The organism is Lapidilactobacillus luobeiensis, from assembly GCF_024345205.1.
In the GTDB taxonomy this organism is placed as follows: domain Bacteria; phylum Bacillota; class Bacilli; order Lactobacillales; family Lactobacillaceae; genus Lapidilactobacillus; species Lapidilactobacillus luobeiensis.
In genome coordinates, this window is the sequence record NZ_BROC01000021.1 from 1 (window position 1) to 16,609 (window position 16,609).

Sequence of the window (16,609 nt, forward strand, 5' to 3'; positions counted from 1 at the left end):
GAGCCTTATTCTAAGCGATAAATCGCTAAGAATAATCTCACCGCTGAGCCACACGTCCTGAGGCGGTTGCTAGGCAGCATTGAGCCTATCTGCAATCGAAGTTGGGTATCTGACGAAGAGGTTTTGCAAATGAGGTGGTCAAACGATTGCCCACTTTTGAGGTGGTACAGCAAGGTCAACGGAATTGGATTAGGCGATTAGTACAGCTTGGGTTGGTTGAACATCTTTACCTGCTCCCTAGAAAATCCTTGAGTGGAACCCGACCAATTTAGTTGATTAATCAAGCCCTTGTCTTAGTTCATCAGCCAGACTGCGCTGGTGTCACCAATTTAAAGCTTATGACCACTAGCTATGGTCGTCAATTGCGTGGATCCTCATCAATTGGCCATAGCCTGCCAGTCGGCGTGAGTGCTCAAACGGCTGTTAAAAAGTTGAGCGGCTGGAGCGGAGAAATTCGGGGTGAGATCGCCGTGTCGTTATTCTTAGCGGCTTTGCCGCTTAGAATAAGGCTCAGCTTTGAGATTCGCGGGTTTTGCGAAGCTCAAAGTGACGCCCACAGCGAGCTCACCCCGAATTTCGCAGTGCAAGCTGCGGACAACCTACTTTTAGCCGGAAAAAGCAATTTCCATTGAAGGCTGTCGGCGTAGCGTAAGCTGCGGCGGGATGGACAAAACCAAGCCCAAGCCTACGTTTTTTGTTGCATTATAGGGGGTTTGATTGATATAGTAAGAGTATTGAATAAATAAGTGAGGCATAAATATGATTTCAGTAAACGAATTGAAAAACGGCTTGACCATTCAAGTTGATGGTAGTTTATGGCGAGTTGTTGAATTTCAACACGTTAAGCCAGGCAAAGGCGGCGCGTTTGTTAGAACTAAGCTGAAAAACTTGCGTAATGGTGCAGTTCAAGAAAAAACTTTTCGAGCGACTGAAAAGGTTGAACGGGCACAGATCGACAGCAAGCAAATGCAGTATCTTTATGCAGATGGTGATAACTATGTGTTCATGGATACAACCACTTATGAACAGTTGGAATTGCCTGGTGCAGAGATCCAAGATGAACTGAAATATTTGAAGGAAAATATGGTTGTTGGCGTTATGATGTATGGCGCTGAAACCTTAGGGGTCGACTTGCCGAATACAGTTGATTTGACTGTCGCGGAAACAGAACCTGGGATCCGTGGCGATACATCTTCCGGCGGTACTAAACCAGCAACGATGGAAACTGGTTTAGTCGTCAATGTTCCTTTCTTCATCAATGCCGGCGATGTTCTAAGCATCAATACATCAGATGGCAGTTATATCTCAAGAGCGAATAGCTAGGAGGTCACAAGTTCATGGCAGAAGAACAAAATATTGTTTTAGCAGAACGCGAGGGTCATCGTGGTGCGATCCAGATCGCGCCACAAGTGATCGAGATCATTTTAGGTATCGCCGCTAAACAGATCGACGGTGTTTATGAGATGCGGGGCAATCTTGCCAGTAGCATCAATTACATCCTAGGTCGACAAGATCATGGTCGCGGCGTCGAACTGACCGTGGACGGCGAACGATTGAGCGCTGACGTTTACGTCTATTTAAATTATGGTGTCTCAGTGCCTAAGGTGGCCCTAGAGATGCAACAAACTCTGAAAGAACAGCTCTACTACATGACTGATCTAAAGTTGGCGGAAGTCAACGTCCATGTTGAAGGCGTTGTTCCAGAAAAGGAAGCGAAGGTTGATCCCAAGGCCTTTTTTGCGGATGCTATCGATGAAGCCGATCAAGCGACTGCTGAGGAAGCGGTAGTACCGACCACAGCATCAGCAAATGATGTGGCGCCAGATCGACCTGCAGGTGAATAAGAACATGTTGAATCGTCATCAAGCGCGAGCGTTCGCTTTTCAAGCGCTCTTTATGATCGCGGGCAATGGGGATCTATCAGTCAATAATGCGCTACAAGAAGTATTGACGAATGATCGCGACCAACGGCAACCAGAGGCAGACGAAACGCCGGTCATCTTGGATCTAAGCGATAGTAATCAGGCCTATTTGGAACAGTTAGTGACCGGAGTTCTGACTGAAGCCCCGCAATTGGATGCGGCGTTAGCGCCCAAGCTAAAGCAGGGGTGGACTTTATCCCGTCTTTCTAAAACCGATCTACTGATCCTCCGTTTGGGATTGTATGAATTGAAGTATCAAGAACAAGTACCGACCGCAGTCGCGATCAATGAAGCGATCGAGCTTGCGAAAACATTCAGCGATGAGCGCTCGGCGAAATTTATCAATGGTGTTTTAGCGAGTTTCGTACCCGCTGCGGATCAGCCGAAAAAATAAAGACGTACCACACTGGACTGTCGCTACAAAGAGGGCCACGCATTTTGGTGTGGCTCAGCTTTGCGGGACAGTTTTATTTTGGGAATAATAAGTTAAAAAAACTGGGGGAATCAAGTTGACAGCAACCTTATTGGATGGCAAGACGAGTGCGCGAGCTTGGCGTGCAGCAACGGCGGCACGCGTTGAGCGCTTACGAATGAAAAAAATCGTTCCCGGGTTGGCGGTAGTTTTGGTCGGACATGATCCTGCTAGTGAGATCTATGTGCGCAATAAAGCGCGGCAGGCAGAAAAGGTCGGGATCGTTTCAACAGTTCGGCGTTTGGCTGAATCGGCGACACAGGCCGAAGTATTGGCTACTGTTGCTAAACTGAATCAAGATCAGGAGATCGATGGTATCTTGGTCCAGTTGCCATTGCCGCCACACCTCAATGAGGCTGAGATCCTATTGGCGGTGGATCCGGCAAAAGATGTTGATGGTTTTCATCCTTATAATCTGGGTCAGCTCTGGTCTGGACGGCCTAACTTAGTACCTGCAACGGCTGCGGGGATCATGAAGTTATTGGCGGATCATCAGCTGTCAGTCGCTGGGAAAAACGCGGTGGTTTTAGGTCGGAGTTTGATCGTCGGGCGGCCTGTGGCAGGGTTACTGTTGGCGGCCGATGCTACTGTGACGATCGCCCATTCACACACGGCCAACGTTCAGACTTTATGCGCGCAGGCCGATCTATTGATCGCGGCAGTGGGTCAAGCCGATTTTGTGACTGCGGATTTTGTCAAACCAGGAGCGATCGTGATCGATGTGGGGACCAATCGCGTGGCAGGTCACTTAGTTGGTGACGTGGCTCCAGCGGTGGCAACACGCGCAGGATATCTGACCCCGGTCCCGGGCGGAGTCGGGCCAATGACGATCGCGGCCTTGCTTAGTCAGACTGTCGATTTAGCTGAGGGTCGGGTGTATCATGGTTGAGTCGAATTATTTATCTGTGACCCAATTGACGACTTATTTGAAGCGGAAGTTTGATTATGATCCCTATCTCCAGCGAGTTTATCTGACTGGTGAGATCTCGAATTTTCGCCCGCGAAGTGGTCATCAATATTTTTCTTTGAAAGATGATCACGCTAAGATCAATGTGGTCATGTTTGCCGGCGCCTTTAAGAAAGTCAAATTTCAACCTGAGACCGGTATGAAAGTCAACGTTGTTGGGCAAGTGACTTTGTACGCTCAAAGTGGTCAATATCAGATCACCATTGATCGAATGGAACCTGATGGGATCGGCGCGCTTTATTTGGCTTACGAACAATTGAAAGAAAAATTGGCGACGGAAGGTTTGTTTAGCCGACCGAAACGGGCGTTACCTCGCTTCCCCAAGCGGATCGCGGTGATCACCAGTCGTTCCGGCGCCGTTATCCATGACATCATGACTACTGCAGCGCGACGAGATCCCTTGGCACAGATCGTCCTCTTCCCCGCAGTCGTTCAGGGCAATCAAGCGGCGGATTCCTTGGTGCAACGATTGCGTCAAGTTTATCAGTATGCGGATTTTGATGTGATCATTATTGGTCGTGGTGGCGGTTCGATCGAGGATCTGTGGCCCTTCAACGAGGAGATCGTGGCGCGAACAATGGTCGCCAGTCCGATCCCGATCATTTCATCAGTTGGCCATGAAACAGATACAACGATCGCGGACCTAGTCGCTGATCAAAGAGCGGCAACGCCAACAGCCGCTGCTGAGTTGGCTACGCCGCAATTAAGTGAGGTGTTGGCCAGTGTCTTGGACGGACGCACGCGCTTACTCCGGAGCTTTCAGCGCCAATTACAGTTGTGGCGGCAACAATTACAACGACAACAACAGAGTTTCCTTTTTCAGCATCCAGAGCGTCTTTATCAAGGCTATCTGCAGCAATTAGATTTATTACAGCAACGTTTCCGCCAAACCGGCCAGGCTTATTTACAAACTCGCCGCCAGCTGTTACAAAAAGTGACCCAGAGATTGGGTCAGGTCGATCCAAGTGCACAGGTCGACAATCAGCGCCTCCGGGTCGAAAATCTACAGCAGCGGTCAACTCGTGCGATGCAGGGGTTGCTACAACAGAAACGGCAACAGGCGGGACAGCAGATGCAGGCCTTAGACCAGCTCAGCCCATTGCGGACTGTGGCTCGAGGTTACAGTTATGCCAGTGATGAGCATACGCAAAAGGCATTGACCAGTGTGATCGACTTTCAAGTGGGGCAAACTTTTCAACTCCAACTCAAAGATGGTCGGATCAAGGCTAATGTCTTGCAAAAGGAGAATGATAAAAATGAGTGAGCCTAAAAAGAGTTTTGAAGCACAATTGGATGAACTGAGCCAGATCGTTAACGAATTGGAACAAGGCAATGTTCCTCTAGAAACAGCTTTGGCGAAATTTCAAACCGGGATCGCCTTGTCGCGGTCCTTGGAACAAACATTGGCGCAGGCTGAGCAGACCCTGACAAAAGTCGTGGACGAACAAGGTAATGTGAGTGATTTGGCTGATGACGACAATCAACAGGCAAAATAAGTTTGGACTGGATCTAAAAGTTGGTTAAAATCGGTTTTAGGGTGAAGGGAGTAAGTCAGGTGACAACAACAGAAACATTCAACCAAATTTGGCGGTCAAAAATCGATGCCTATTTGGCGAAACGGTTGAGTGATGTGGAGATCACCCAGCCAAAATTAGCCGCGAGTATGCGTTATTCTGTTTTGGCCGGGGGCAAAAGAATGCGACCGTTACTGTATCTGGCCACGATCCAAAGTTGGACAACGCTTGATGAGGAAATGGATCTAGCAATCGCTGGCGCTTTGGAATTGGTCCATACTTATTCTCTGATCCATGATGATCTGCCCGCCATGGACAATGATGATTATCGTCGTGGCCAACTGACCAATCACAAACGTTTTGGTGAAGCGATGGCGATCTTGGCTGGGGATGGCTTGCTGACTTTGGCTTTTCAATGGTTAGGCGCAGCAGCACCAGCAGCCGTTGGTGGGAAAATGTGTGCGACTTTGGCGCAGGCTAGCGGTCCCAGTGGTATGGTCGCCGGCCAAGCAATCGACATCACTGCAACAGGGACTGATGTGTCAGATCTGACCACGATCAAACAATTAGATGCGCTTAAAACTGGGGCGCTCTTGACCGTGCCTTTAGCCTTAGCTGCGGAACGTTTGGCCCTACCAGTGCCGGCCACTGAGGCATTATTAGATTTTGGCCGACATTTTGGGTTGGCTTTCCAAATCTTTGATGATCTACAGGATCTGCATGGCGATGCCGCTCAGCTGGGAAAGGCGGTTCATAAAGACACTAAAGCCGGCAAGAACACCTACCCTAGTTTGTTGGGGGTCCCCGCGGCTCAAGCGGTCTTGGCCCAAGAAGTTCAGCAGGCACGAATGATTTTGACGCGTTTGACAGCAGCGGCTGACTTCTCTTCAGACCTTTTAATTGGCTTTCTCGATTACTTTGATAAGGAAATGAAATTGTGAAAAAAGAACGGGTAGATATTTTGTTGGTCCAACAAGGGCTGTTCACTTCCCGTGAACAGGCCAAGCGGGCGGTAATGGCTGGTCAAGTCGTAGGCAAGAATGAAGAACGTTTAGATAAGCCGGGTGAAAAAATCGATCCCGAAACGGTTTTACGAGTCAAGGGGCAGATCAATCCCTACGTGTCGCGCGGCGGTTTTAAATTGGCGAAGGCGCAACAGGTTTTTGAAATCGATTTTGCAGGGACGACAGTTCTGGATATCGGGGCCTCAACGGGTGGTTTCACTGATGTGGCGCTACAAAATGGGGCGCGCTTAGTCTATGCATTGGATGTTGGCTATAATCAATTGGCCTGGAAATTGCGCGAAGATCCCCGAGTCGTGGTGATGGAACGACAAAATTTTCGTTACAGTCAGCCTGCTGATTTCACGCAAGGTCAGCCGACGATCGCGGTCACTGATGTTTCGTTTATTTCCTTGGCTTTGATTTTGCCACCGCTGACCAAGATCTTAAGTCCTGGTGGTCATTTGGCGGCGTTGATCAAACCCCAATTTGAGGCAGGCCGTGAACATGTTGGTAAGCACGGTATCGTTCGTGATCCTGCCGTTCATCGGGCCGTTTTGACTAAGATCTTAACTTTTGCGGAAACTCAAGGTTATCAAGTTATGGGTTTGGACTTCTCACCGATCACCGGTGGTTCGGGCAATATCGAGTTTTTGGCGTATTTTAAATTGATCGGTGATCAAACGGCAGTCATTCCTTTCGCGAATCAGCGGATCGAATCTGTCGTCGCGCAGGCTTGGGCCACATTGGCCAGCAAGGAAATTTGAGGTAGAAGATGAAAAAAGAACAGCGACAACAGTTGATCCGTCAGGCCGTGGCCACCAATACGATCCACAATCAAGTCGATTTGGTCGCTTATTTGAAGGCTCATGGTTATGAAGTGACGCAGGCCACGATTTCACGGGATATCAAAGAAATGCAATTGATCAAGATCAATACGGCTCAAGGGTTCATTTACCAGATCGCCCAGCAGACGGCTAATACCGTTGAAACCGATGCGCAAGTTTTGAAGCAACTATTGGATTCAGCGCGGGTCAGGATCGATCGGCAAGATAACCTGATCAGTATGCAGACCTTGCCTGGGAGTGGCCCAGTTGTCGCTAGTGCGATCAAGGCGTTACAATGGTCAGAATTGTTCATGGCTTTGGCCAATGATGATGGGGTCTTATTGATCATCAAGAATGAGCCAACGGCGATCGCAACGATTTGGCAGCGATTGAGCGCGCTGATCGACTGATCGGTCAGTTCAGAAGCGGAGGCATTCAATAATGTTAGCAAATTTGATTATTCGCGATTTTGCGATCATTGAGCATCTTGAGGTCGATTTTGATTCAGGAATGACGGTGCTGACTGGGGAGACTGGTGCAGGAAAGTCGATCATTATCGATGCTTTGGGATTATTAGTTGGTGGTCGTGGATCCAGTGATTTTATCCGGAGTAAAGCCAAGAAAACGGATATCCAAGGGTTATTCTTAGTTGATCACAACCCGCGGTTATTTGCGTTGTTAGCAGAACATGATCTAGAACGAGATGGTCAAAATGTTTTACTTGAACGGGAATTGAGTCGGAATGGCCGTAATGTTTGCCGAATCAATGGTAAGATCGTTACGACCAGTGTGCTGCGAGCAGTCGGGGAACAGTTGGTGGATATCCATGGTCAAAACGAGCATCAAGAATTGATGAATCCCGAACATCACTTGGCAATCCTTGATCAGTATGGTCAGGCGACGATCGGTTCATTATTGACTGATTATCAAGCGGTCTATCAACATTATCGTGAGCTTAAACGGCAGTTGGAAGACAAGCAAAAGAATGAGCAGGCATATGTGCAACGCTTGGATATGTTGCAATTTCAGTTACAAGAGATCGGTGAGGCTAAGATCCAGGCGCATGAAGATGAAGCTTTGTTGCAGGAGCGGCAACAATTGACTAATTTTCAAAAAATCAGTTTAGCTTTACAGCAGAGTTTGGCGCTGTTGACGAACGAAGAACCTAATGCGCTGGATCTGACAGCGGTCGTGATGGAACAAATGAATAGCATCGCCAATTTAAGCCCTGATTATCAGGAATTGGCTGATCATTTGGACAGCGCTTATTATGAATTACAAGATGTTGGGACTGGGTTACAGGATCAGCTAGATATCCTTGAATTTGATGCCGACCGGCTCAGTGAGATCGAACAGCGTTTAGAGATCATCAATAACCTTAAGCGTAAATATGGTCCCACTTTGGCTGATGTTCAGGCCTATGAGGCAAAAATTTTAACAGAATATCAGCAAATGAAACAAGTGACGGATGCTGGCGACCAGATCGAGACAGCTTATAAAGCGGTGCGCACAGAGCTTGCGGCGGCGGCTAATAAATTGACGACGGCTCGTCATGAAGTCAGTGAACGTCTGGCGCAGTCGATCCATCAGCAATTAGCGTCACTATATATGGACAAGGCTGTTTTTGCTGTTCATTTTCAACCACAAAAAACACCAAACTTTACTAAATACGGTCAGGACCAAGTGGCATTCTATTTGCGCACGAATCCTGGTGAGGATTTGAAACCATTGGTCAAGATCGCGTCTGGCGGGGAGCTTTCTCGGATCATGTTGGCGATCAAAACGATCATCGCGCATAGTGAAGGCGTCACCAGTATAATTTTTGATGAAGTGGATACCGGTGTGAGTGGCCGTGTGGCACAGGCTATCGCGGACAAGATCAACTTGATCGCACGCTATTCGCAGGTTCTATGTATCACCCATTTGCCACAAGTCGCCGCGATGAGTGACCATCAATACTTGATCGAGAAAACGATCCGCCACGAGGAAACAACGACTTCACTACACCCAGTAACTGGTGAGGATCGCGTCGAAGTCATTGCCAAAATGATCGCGGGCAAAGAGGTCACGCCTTTGGCTGAAGAACATGCCGCGGAACTGGTTGCTCAGGCTACGGCCAGCAAATCACAACGCGACCGACAACCCGAATCATAAATTTGCGGTCAACAGTAAGTTCTATAGTTTGTGCTGAATACAATATTGAAGTCGTGTTTCAGCACGATCTGAATAGTAAAAACAGGCTCATGATCAGTCGGATTGGATGGATCCGAATTTACTGATCATGAGCCTGTTTATTTGTGGGCCTGATAAAAGAATTATGCGGCGATCCGAATGATCTGGTCAAAATCGACCAATTGGATCAAGTTGCTATGATTGACCACAAAAATCACGGTATGCTGCTGCGGATCGATCGTTTTGAAATGCCCGATCAAAAACTGGGTCCCGGTTTGATTGGCGGTAGCGGCCTTGATCTGCAGTGAAACGGTCTGTGGGTTGTGTAATAGGAAGTTGATTTGTTCCGTCAGTTGCTGTGGGTCAAGGGTCGGGTAGCCACTGGGCCGGGGTGTTTGATTGGCCGAGGTAGGCTGCTCCTCAAGATCGAAAAAGGAATAAAGTGTCTTGGAAAGATTGTGGCTGATTTTTTTGAAAACTGACATAGCGCATTCCTCCGAACAAGTGTTTGTATCTTCATTATACGAACATCTGTTCGAAAAGCAAGCTTTTTTGCTTATTTTTATGTATTCATTTTAAAATCGACTTTTTTTCTAAATTGGCTAATGACTGTTAACTCGCCGCTCCAGCGCTCTTTTTTTTCGGCTTGGCGTCTAAGGACTTGAAAAAAATCGTAAAAAAGGGCAATATATATCTATTGACTAATTTGTTTTGGGAGCTTTCTGAATGTCTGAAAAAGGTATGTTGATTGTTTTATCTGGCCCGTCTGGGGTCGGCAAGGGAACTGTTCGGCAGGCGATGGTCGCTAAATACGGACAACAGTTCAAATATTCGATCTCAATGACAACGCGCCAACCACGGCCAGGTGAGGTCGATGGGGTCGATTATTATTTCCGCACGCGCGAAGAATTCGAAGCTGAGATCGCTAATGGCGGCATGCTGGAGTATGCGCAGTATGTTGGCAATTACTATGGCACCCCTTTACGTTACGTGAATCAAATGCTCGAACAAGGTCAAGATGTCCTGCTGGAGATCGAGGTCAAAGGGGCGATGCAGGTTCGAAGCAAAGTCAGTGATGGTGTTTTTATTTTCTTGACACCGCCTGATCTGCACATTTTACAAGAGCGGATCGTTAAGCGAGGTACGGATGATATGGCGACGATCAAGCGACGGATGCAAACGGCGCGCGAAGAGATCAACTTGATGACGAATTACGATTATGCAGTCGTCAATGATCAAGTTGATTTGGCGGTCGATCGAATCGAGCGGATCATTGCCAGTGAGCATCTCCGTGTAGCGCGAGTCTTAGACACTTATCAGAGTATGTTAGGAGAAGATTAAGATGATTTCATACCCACCGATCGATAAATTATTAGAGAAAGTTGATTCACGCTATTCTTTGGCGATCTTGGCCGCTAAGCGGGCCCACCAACTAGAAGCAGGCGATTTTGAGATGTTGGAACATTATCGTTCTGATAAAACTGTTGGTCTAGCTTTAGAGGAGATCGCCGCTGGTAAAATCGGGATCGATCCTCATTCTAATTTAAAAGAAGCTGACGCGGAAGCGGTTGACGCTCGTGAACAACGTGAGGATCTAGAAAAGCCTAACGATCCAGCGTCCGGTGATCAAGCAGCTAAATAGATGTAGGGACCTTCTAACGCACATGCGGTCAGAAGGTTCGTTTTTTATTCAATAAAATAATGAGGTGGCTGAAATGTATCAGGGCAAACATGTGTTGGTGATTGTTTCGGGAGGGATCGCGGCTTATAAGATCCCCCAATTCATCAGAGACTTGATCAAGCAGGGCGCAGAGGTCCAAGTTATTATGACCCAGGCGGCTAGTGCTTTTGTGACGGCGCAAACATTGGCTGTGGTCAGTCGCCATCCAGTTTATGATGAACATTATCTGCACACCAATACGACCGCGATCAGCCACCTAGACCTGACGATCTGGGCAGATCTGGTCGTTGTCGCACCAGCGACGGCTAATATTTTGGCAAAAATGGCGGCTGGGATTGCGGATGATCTGGCGACGACGGCCTTATTAGCGACCAATAAACCGATTTTTGTTTTTCCAGCGATGAATGATCAAATGTACGCGGCGGCAGCAACCCAACGTAACTTGGCCCAATTACGAGCAGATCAAGTCACAGTATTCGAACCAGAAAATGGTTTTTTAGCCGAGGGATATGCCGCCAAGGGCCGGATGCCAGAGCCAACGACTATGGTGAGCTTGATCATGAACGCTTGGCAGCGGCAACAGACCGCAGCGATTTTAGCGGGCAAGCACGTGTTGGTCACCGCTGGTGGCACACGTGAGGCCATTGATCCAGTCCGCTATATTGGTAATCATTCTTCAGGAAAAATGGGCTGGGCCTTGGCTCAGGCGGCTTACTGGGCCGGCGCGACGGTAACTGTGATCAGTTCAGTGGCGGGCCCGCAGACCTTTCCTGCTGAAACGGTTAAGGTGACTTCCACTGCTGACTTGCAAGCGGCGGTAGACCGACTTTTCTCGAAAACTGATCTATTATTGATGGCGGCGGCACCTGCTGATTTTCGAATGAGTACACCGGCCGCTAATAAAATCAAGAAGCAAGCTGATCAAGCGCAACTTCAACTGACGCTGGTCAAAAATCCTGATATTTTAGCCAGTCTAAAACCATTGAGAAAAAAACAGGTGGTCGTTGGTTTTGCCGCGGAAACGCAACGATTGTTAGCAAATGCGACGACTAAATTACAGCAGAAACAATTAGATCTGATCGTGGCTAACCCTGTTGGTCGGACAGACAGTGGGTTTGATGTTGATCAGAATCAGGGAACTTTATTGTTTGCGGACGGCAGTCAACAAGTCCTGCCGTTAATGAGTAAGATCGCGATGGCTCAGACGATCATCACGGCGATCACCGCGAAGAAACTGTTGTAGAATGGTTGTAGAATAAAAGACGGTCGTGTGGGGATCAGATCCAGCAGTCGATCAGATCATAAAATCTCAGAAAGGGGTGGGTTTGATGATCGCGCAAATCATTATTGATATACCGGCGCAACAGACTAATCGTGCTTTCGATTACGCTGTGCCTCCGGAGCTGACGACGATCATTGCGCCAGGAATGCGGGTCTTAGTACCCTTTGGCCGTTCGCGAAAAAAACAACGTCAGGGCTTTGTTTGGCGTTTGGCCGAGAAGTCAAGCTTTAAAGGACGCTTGAAACCGATCAGTGAAGTGCTTGACTTGACCCCTGTTTTGAACGAGGAGATGCTGGCCTTGGCTGAGTGGCTGGCGCAAGATACCTTCTCTTTTCTGATCAGTTGCTTACAGACGATGTTACCAAATGCGTTGCGTGCCAGTTATCAGCGGCGGTTTCAGCTCCAAAAGCCTTTGGCGGCAGGGTCACTATTGACACCATTATTAGACAGTCAAACCACAGGAAAGATCCCAGAACAAATCTCGGCGCCCTTGCTACGCGCGTTAAAAACTGCGGAACAAACAGGTCAGATCAAGATCGATCAGCAAGTCGCGCAAAAAGGTCAGATCAAAGAGGTGGCGCTGTACAGCAGTAATTTGACGATGGCGCAGGCGACAGAAATGGCTCAAACGACTAGAGCCAATGCCCATCAACAATTAGCGCTGTTGACTTTTTTGCAACAACACCCCCAGTTTTCCGGGACCAGTGAACAATGGCGGGAGGCCTTGCCTGAGCTTAAGCAAACAACGCTGACCACCGCGGTAAAAAAAGCCTGGCTCCAACGGCGTCAGATCGAACAATATCGGCAGCCGAACCCTTTGCCGACACCTAAAGCAGCCTTGCCCCTAACTGGGGAACAGGCGGCAGCCTATCATGCTGTCGCGCAGGCGATGACAGTAGCACAACGAGAAGTCTTCTTATTGGAAGGCATCACTGGTAGTGGTAAGACCGAAGTTTATCTAGCGGCAATGGCGGATGCACTACGGCAAGGAAAGACCGCCTTGATGCTTGTCCCTGAGATCGCCTTGACCCCACAAATGGTCCAACGTGTTCAGGAACGTTTTCAAAAAGATGTGGCTGTCTTACACAGTGGCCTTTCGGTGGGGGAACGTTTTGATGAGTGGCGTCGGATCGAACGGGGCGAAGCACGTGTAGTCGTTGGCGCTCGTTCCGCGGCTTTTGCGCCACTGAAAAACATTGGTGTGATGATCATTGACGAAGAACATGAAAGTAGTTATAAACAGGACGATATGCCCCGTTATCATGCTCGCGACGTGGTCTTGCATCGGGCAACGACACATCATTGCCCAGTGATCTTGGGTAGCGCGACGCCCTCGTTGGAATCGCGGGCGCGAGCTCAGAAAAATGTGTATCATTTACTACGATTGACCCAACGACCAAAAAGCGCGCAATTACCTGAAGTTAAAGTTTTGGACATGCGTAGTGTTGGAAAAGTCGACGGTAAACCGAGTTTTTCTCAGGAACTGATCGACGCGTTGGCGCAACGCTTAAAGCAACATGAACAAAGTATCCTTTTGCTTAATCGGCGCGGGTATGCTAATTTTGTATTATGCCGTGACTGTGGTAATGTCATTAAATGCCCAAATTGTGATATCTCCTTGACCTTGCATCGCGACATTCAGGCGTTAAAATGTCATTATTGTGGTCATCAAGAAGCGATCCCACAAGTCTGCCCCGTTTGTCATAGTTCCCAGATCCGCGATTTTGGCGCGGGGACACAAAGGATCGAAGCGGAATTAGCGGCGATCCTTCCTCAGGCGCGTATTTTAAGAATGGATGTGGATACCACGGCACGCAAAGGTGGTCATCAGCGTCTGATCAAGAAGTTTGGTCGGCAAGAAGCCGATATTCTGTTGGGGACGCAAATGATCGCTAAAGGCTTGGATTTTCCTAATGTGACCCTAGTAGGTGTGATCAACGCTGATACGTCGCTAAGTTTGCCGGATTTTCGCGCGAGTGAAAAGACCTTTCAATTATTGACACAGGTCAGTGGTCGCGCCGGCCGTGCTGAAAAACAAGGACAGGTTTTGATCCAAACTTATAATCCCGACAATTATGCGATCCAGTTAGCGTCGCATCAGGATTATGAGGCTTTTTACCAACGGGAGATGCACCTGCGTCATGTTGGCGGTTATCCGCCATATTATTACACGATCTTAGTTTCGGTCAATCATCGTCAAGAGGATCTGGCCGCGCAAAAAATCTATCAGTTATATCGACAAGTGAGTCCCGTTCTTTCAAAATCGGCGGTGTTGCTTGGTCCCACACCACGGATGATCGCTCGGATCAATAATCAGTACTATTATCAATTCATCATCAAATATAAACATGAAGAAAAACTGTTTACGACTTTGCAACGCTTAGTGCTTGAAATGCAACAAGAGAGTGGCTTTCAATTGCGAATCGATCGCGAACCGTTACAAATTTCCTGATAATAAGGAGTAATCAAGCCATGACATCAATCATATTTATGGGCACCCCGGAATTTTCAGTTCCGATCTTAACGGCATTAGCAGCAATACCCGACTACGAGATCCTCGCTGTTGTTACGCAGCCAGATAAGCCAGTGGGGCGTAAGCGAGTCTTGACCCCAACACCGGTGAAAGCAGCGGCGCTGAAGCTACATTTACCTGTTTTCCAGCCGAAAAAATTAGCGGGTAGTCCAGAACTCGCACAAATGATCTCCTTACAACCAGACCTGATCATCACCGCGGCCTTTGGTCAGTTTTTGCCGAAAAAATTATTGGCGGCAGCACGGATCATGCCTTTGAACGTACATGGTTCGTTATTACCAAAGTATCGCGGTGGCGCGCCGATCCAACGAGCAATCATCAATGGTGATACGGAGACTGGCGTGACGATCATGGAAATGGTCGCTAAAATGGATGCCGGGGACATGCTGAGTCAAACGAAAGTGCCGATCAGCGCGCTTGATGACAATGGGACGATCTTCGAAAAATTAAGTTTAGCTGGGCGCGATCTTTTACTGGAGACTTTGCCAAAAGTGATCGCCGGTACGATCGTTAAAGTGCCTCAAGATCCAGATAAAGTGACTTTTGCCCCAAACATCAGCGCCGCAGAAGAACGTCTCGATCTTCATGACGTTGCCCAAGATCTAGTGAATAAAGTCCGCGGCCTGCGCCCAGACCCGATCGCCTATTTAGAATTGGCAGGACACCGGGTCAAGATCTGGGATAGCGCCGTGGCTGACCTTTCAACTAGTTTGGAACCAGGCCACTGTGTCAAGGCTGATAAGAAGCAACTGTGGCTGTCAGCTGGCGCTGGTTCTGTCTGGGCGATCAAGGAATTACAAATAGCAGGAAAGAAAAGGATGCCGATCAGCGCTTTTATGAATGGTTACGGCCATGAATTTGGCGCTGGGCAATTGGTGATCAACGCATGAGCCAACCATCAGCACGTCAAGTCGCGGCCGATCTATTAGAAAATATTGAAGCAAAACAACAATATGCGAACTTAGAATTAAATCACGTTTTGAATCGCAGTCACCTTAGTTCAGTCGATCAAAAATTAGTGACCCGTTTAGTTTACGGGACTTTGCAGTGGCAAATGCGCCTTGACCACGACTGGCGGCGTTTTGTCAAAAAGCCGGAACAATTGCCATTATGGGTCCATGTATTATTGCGGATGTCCGTCTATCAATTGTTTTTCTTAGATAAAGTTCCTGATCACGCGATTTTGAATGAAGCGACTAACTTGGCTAAACGCCGAGATCATGGTAAATATGCACGCTTGGTCAATGCCGTTTTGCGACAAACACAACGTCAAGGGGAATTTGATTTCACCATGATCCCTGACCTGGCCCAACGCTTGAGCCTAACTTATTCAGTGCCAAATTGGTTAACCACGGCTTTGCTCGCGCAATATGGCGCAAAACGGATCAGCGCTTTATATCAAACCCTGAACGAACCGGCCCAAGCTTCTTTACGAGTCAATTCGGTCAAGACGACACCGACGGAACTGTTGGCGGAATTAGCGCCGACTTTTCCCAACTTACAACTTAGCAAGTTAAGTCCAGTCGGGCTGGTCGCTCCAGAAGGGAATTTCGCGCAAACAGCTGCTTTTCAGGCTGGCGCTTATACGCTTCAGGATGAAAGCTCTCAGTTAGTGGCGCCGGCCTTACAGGTCCGGGCAAGCGATCAGGTTCTGGATGCTTGCGCTGCGCCCGGCGGGAAGGCGACTCATTTAGCGACTTACTTAGACCCGGATCAAGGGGGTCATTTGACTGCTTTAGATATCCATCAGCACAAATTACAGTTGATCGTTGATAACGCACAACGGTTAGGTGTCGCCGAGCGGATCACAACGAAACTTTTGGATGCCCGTCAAGTCGATCAAGCTTTTGCGGATCAGACTTTTGATCGGGTCTTGGTCGACGCACCTTGTTCTGGTTTAGGGCTATTGCGGCGTAAACCAGAGATCCGTTACGCCAAGACCGCAGCCGGGATCGCCAGGCTACCTCAGATCCAAGGGGAGATTTTAGCGGCGGTCGCACCTAAAGTCAAAAGCGGTGGCTATTTGGTTTACAGTACTTGTACGATACTAGCCGCGGAGAATCAAGCAGTGATCGCCACTTTCTTGGCAGATCATCCTAATTATGTACAGCGATCAGTCCCTGTTGCGCCGCAGATCACCCGTTCAGAAGGTGAGTTAGGTCTGCAATTACTGATGGATGATGAACATAGCGATGGCTTCTTTATTGCCTGTCTACAACGCATTGATTAAGATCGATT

17 protein-coding genes are annotated in these 16,609 nt (G+C 48.3%); 16 read left to right on the top strand and 1 reads right to left on the bottom strand.

All coding sequences use genetic code 11. The features are described from left to right. The first annotated feature begins 759 nt into the window (after positions 1-759). The 10 genes from efp to recN all read left to right on the top strand — a co-directional run bounded on the left by efp (position 760) and on the right by recN (position 8,857). Complete coding sequence (efp, locus tag OCU21_RS07575) at positions 760-1,323, top strand: elongation factor P (protein WP_261806835.1); 564 nt, start codon at positions 760-762, stop codon at positions 1,321-1,323. 14 nt (positions 1,324-1,337) lie between these two features. After that, positions 1,338-1,844 (top strand): Asp23/Gls24 family envelope stress response protein, encoded by a 507-nt coding sequence (locus OCU21_RS07580; protein ID WP_261806836.1) that lies wholly within the window; start codon positions 1,338-1,340, stop codon positions 1,842-1,844. A 4-nt stretch (positions 1,845-1,848) separates the two neighbouring features. Further along, entirely contained in the window at positions 1,849-2,316 is a 468-nt protein-coding gene (gene nusB / locus OCU21_RS07585; RefSeq protein ID WP_261806837.1) for a transcription antitermination factor NusB, read from the top strand. Positions 2,317-2,431: 115 nt separating this feature from the next. Next, entirely contained in the window at positions 2,432-3,283 is an 852-nt protein-coding gene (locus OCU21_RS07590; protein ID WP_261806838.1) for a bifunctional 5,10-methylenetetrahydrofolate dehydrogenase/5,10-methenyltetrahydrofolate cyclohydrolase, read from the top strand. Continuing rightward, entirely contained in the window at positions 3,276-4,625 is a 1,350-nt protein-coding gene (gene xseA / locus OCU21_RS07595; RefSeq protein WP_261806839.1) for an exodeoxyribonuclease VII large subunit, read from the top strand. The genes OCU21_RS07590 and xseA overlap by 8 nt, the downstream gene beginning before the upstream one ends. After that, positions 4,618-4,857, top strand: coding sequence for an exodeoxyribonuclease VII small subunit (locus tag OCU21_RS07600; RefSeq protein ID WP_261806840.1), 240 nt, complete (start codon positions 4,618-4,620; stop codon positions 4,855-4,857). Before xseA ends, OCU21_RS07600 begins: the two co-directional genes overlap by 8 nt. Before the next feature lie 59 nt (positions 4,858-4,916). Continuing rightward, positions 4,917-5,816, top strand: a complete 900-nt coding sequence (locus OCU21_RS07605) for a polyprenyl synthetase family protein (RefSeq protein WP_261806841.1) — start codon at positions 4,917-4,919, stop codon at positions 5,814-5,816. Then, on the top strand, positions 5,813-6,643 hold the full coding sequence (locus OCU21_RS07610) for a TlyA family RNA methyltransferase (RefSeq protein WP_261806842.1): 831 nt from the start codon (positions 5,813-5,815) through the stop codon (positions 6,641-6,643). Before OCU21_RS07605 ends, OCU21_RS07610 begins: the two co-directional genes overlap by 4 nt. Positions 6,644-6,651: 8 nt before the next feature. Then, positions 6,652-7,113: an arginine repressor gene (locus OCU21_RS07615; protein ID WP_261806843.1), complete on the top strand. Its 462-nt coding sequence runs from the start codon at positions 6,652-6,654 to the stop codon at positions 7,111-7,113. 31 nt (positions 7,114-7,144) lie between these two features. Continuing rightward, positions 7,145-8,857, top strand: a complete 1,713-nt coding sequence (gene recN, locus OCU21_RS07620) for a DNA repair protein RecN (RefSeq protein WP_261806844.1) — start codon at positions 7,145-7,147, stop codon at positions 8,855-8,857. A gap of 161 nt (positions 8,858-9,018) precedes the next feature. Here the strand turns inward: recN and OCU21_RS07625 are convergent, their stop codons facing one another. Continuing rightward, positions 9,019-9,360, bottom strand: coding sequence for a YolD-like family protein (locus OCU21_RS07625; RefSeq protein WP_261806845.1), 342 nt, complete (start codon positions 9,358-9,360; stop codon positions 9,019-9,021). A 241-nt stretch (positions 9,361-9,601) separates the two neighbouring features. On the opposite strand from OCU21_RS07625, the gene gmk reads away from it, so the two are divergent. The 6 genes from gmk to rsmB all read left to right on the top strand — a co-directional run bounded on the left by gmk (position 9,602) and on the right by rsmB (position 16,601). Further along, a complete protein-coding gene (gene gmk, locus OCU21_RS07630) occupies positions 9,602-10,216 on the top strand; it encodes a guanylate kinase (protein WP_261806846.1) in 615 nt (204 codons plus the stop codon). 1 nt (position 10,217) lies between these two features. Next, positions 10,218-10,517 (top strand): DNA-directed RNA polymerase subunit omega, encoded by a 300-nt coding sequence (gene rpoZ / locus OCU21_RS07635; protein WP_261806847.1) that lies wholly within the window; start codon positions 10,218-10,220, stop codon positions 10,515-10,517. Between the two features lie 73 nt (positions 10,518-10,590). Then, positions 10,591-11,799 carry a bifunctional phosphopantothenoylcysteine decarboxylase/phosphopantothenate--cysteine ligase CoaBC gene (gene coaBC / locus OCU21_RS07640; RefSeq protein WP_261806848.1) on the top strand — a complete coding sequence of 403 codons (1,209 nt, stop codon included), beginning with the start codon at positions 10,591-10,593 and terminating at the stop codon, positions 11,797-11,799. A gap of 85 nt (positions 11,800-11,884) precedes the next feature. After that, positions 11,885-14,290 (top strand): primosomal protein N', encoded by a 2,406-nt coding sequence (gene priA / locus OCU21_RS07645; protein ID WP_261806849.1) that lies wholly within the window; start codon positions 11,885-11,887, stop codon positions 14,288-14,290. 20 nt (positions 14,291-14,310) lie between these two features. After that, positions 14,311-15,261, top strand: a complete 951-nt coding sequence (gene fmt / locus OCU21_RS07650; protein ID WP_261806850.1) for a methionyl-tRNA formyltransferase — start codon at positions 14,311-14,313, stop codon at positions 15,259-15,261. After that, positions 15,258-16,601: a 16S rRNA (cytosine(967)-C(5))-methyltransferase RsmB gene (rsmB, locus tag OCU21_RS07655; protein ID WP_261806851.1), complete on the top strand. Its 1,344-nt coding sequence runs from the start codon at positions 15,258-15,260 to the stop codon at positions 16,599-16,601. Before fmt ends, rsmB begins: the two co-directional genes overlap by 4 nt. The last annotated feature ends 8 nt before the right edge of the window (positions 16,602-16,609 follow it).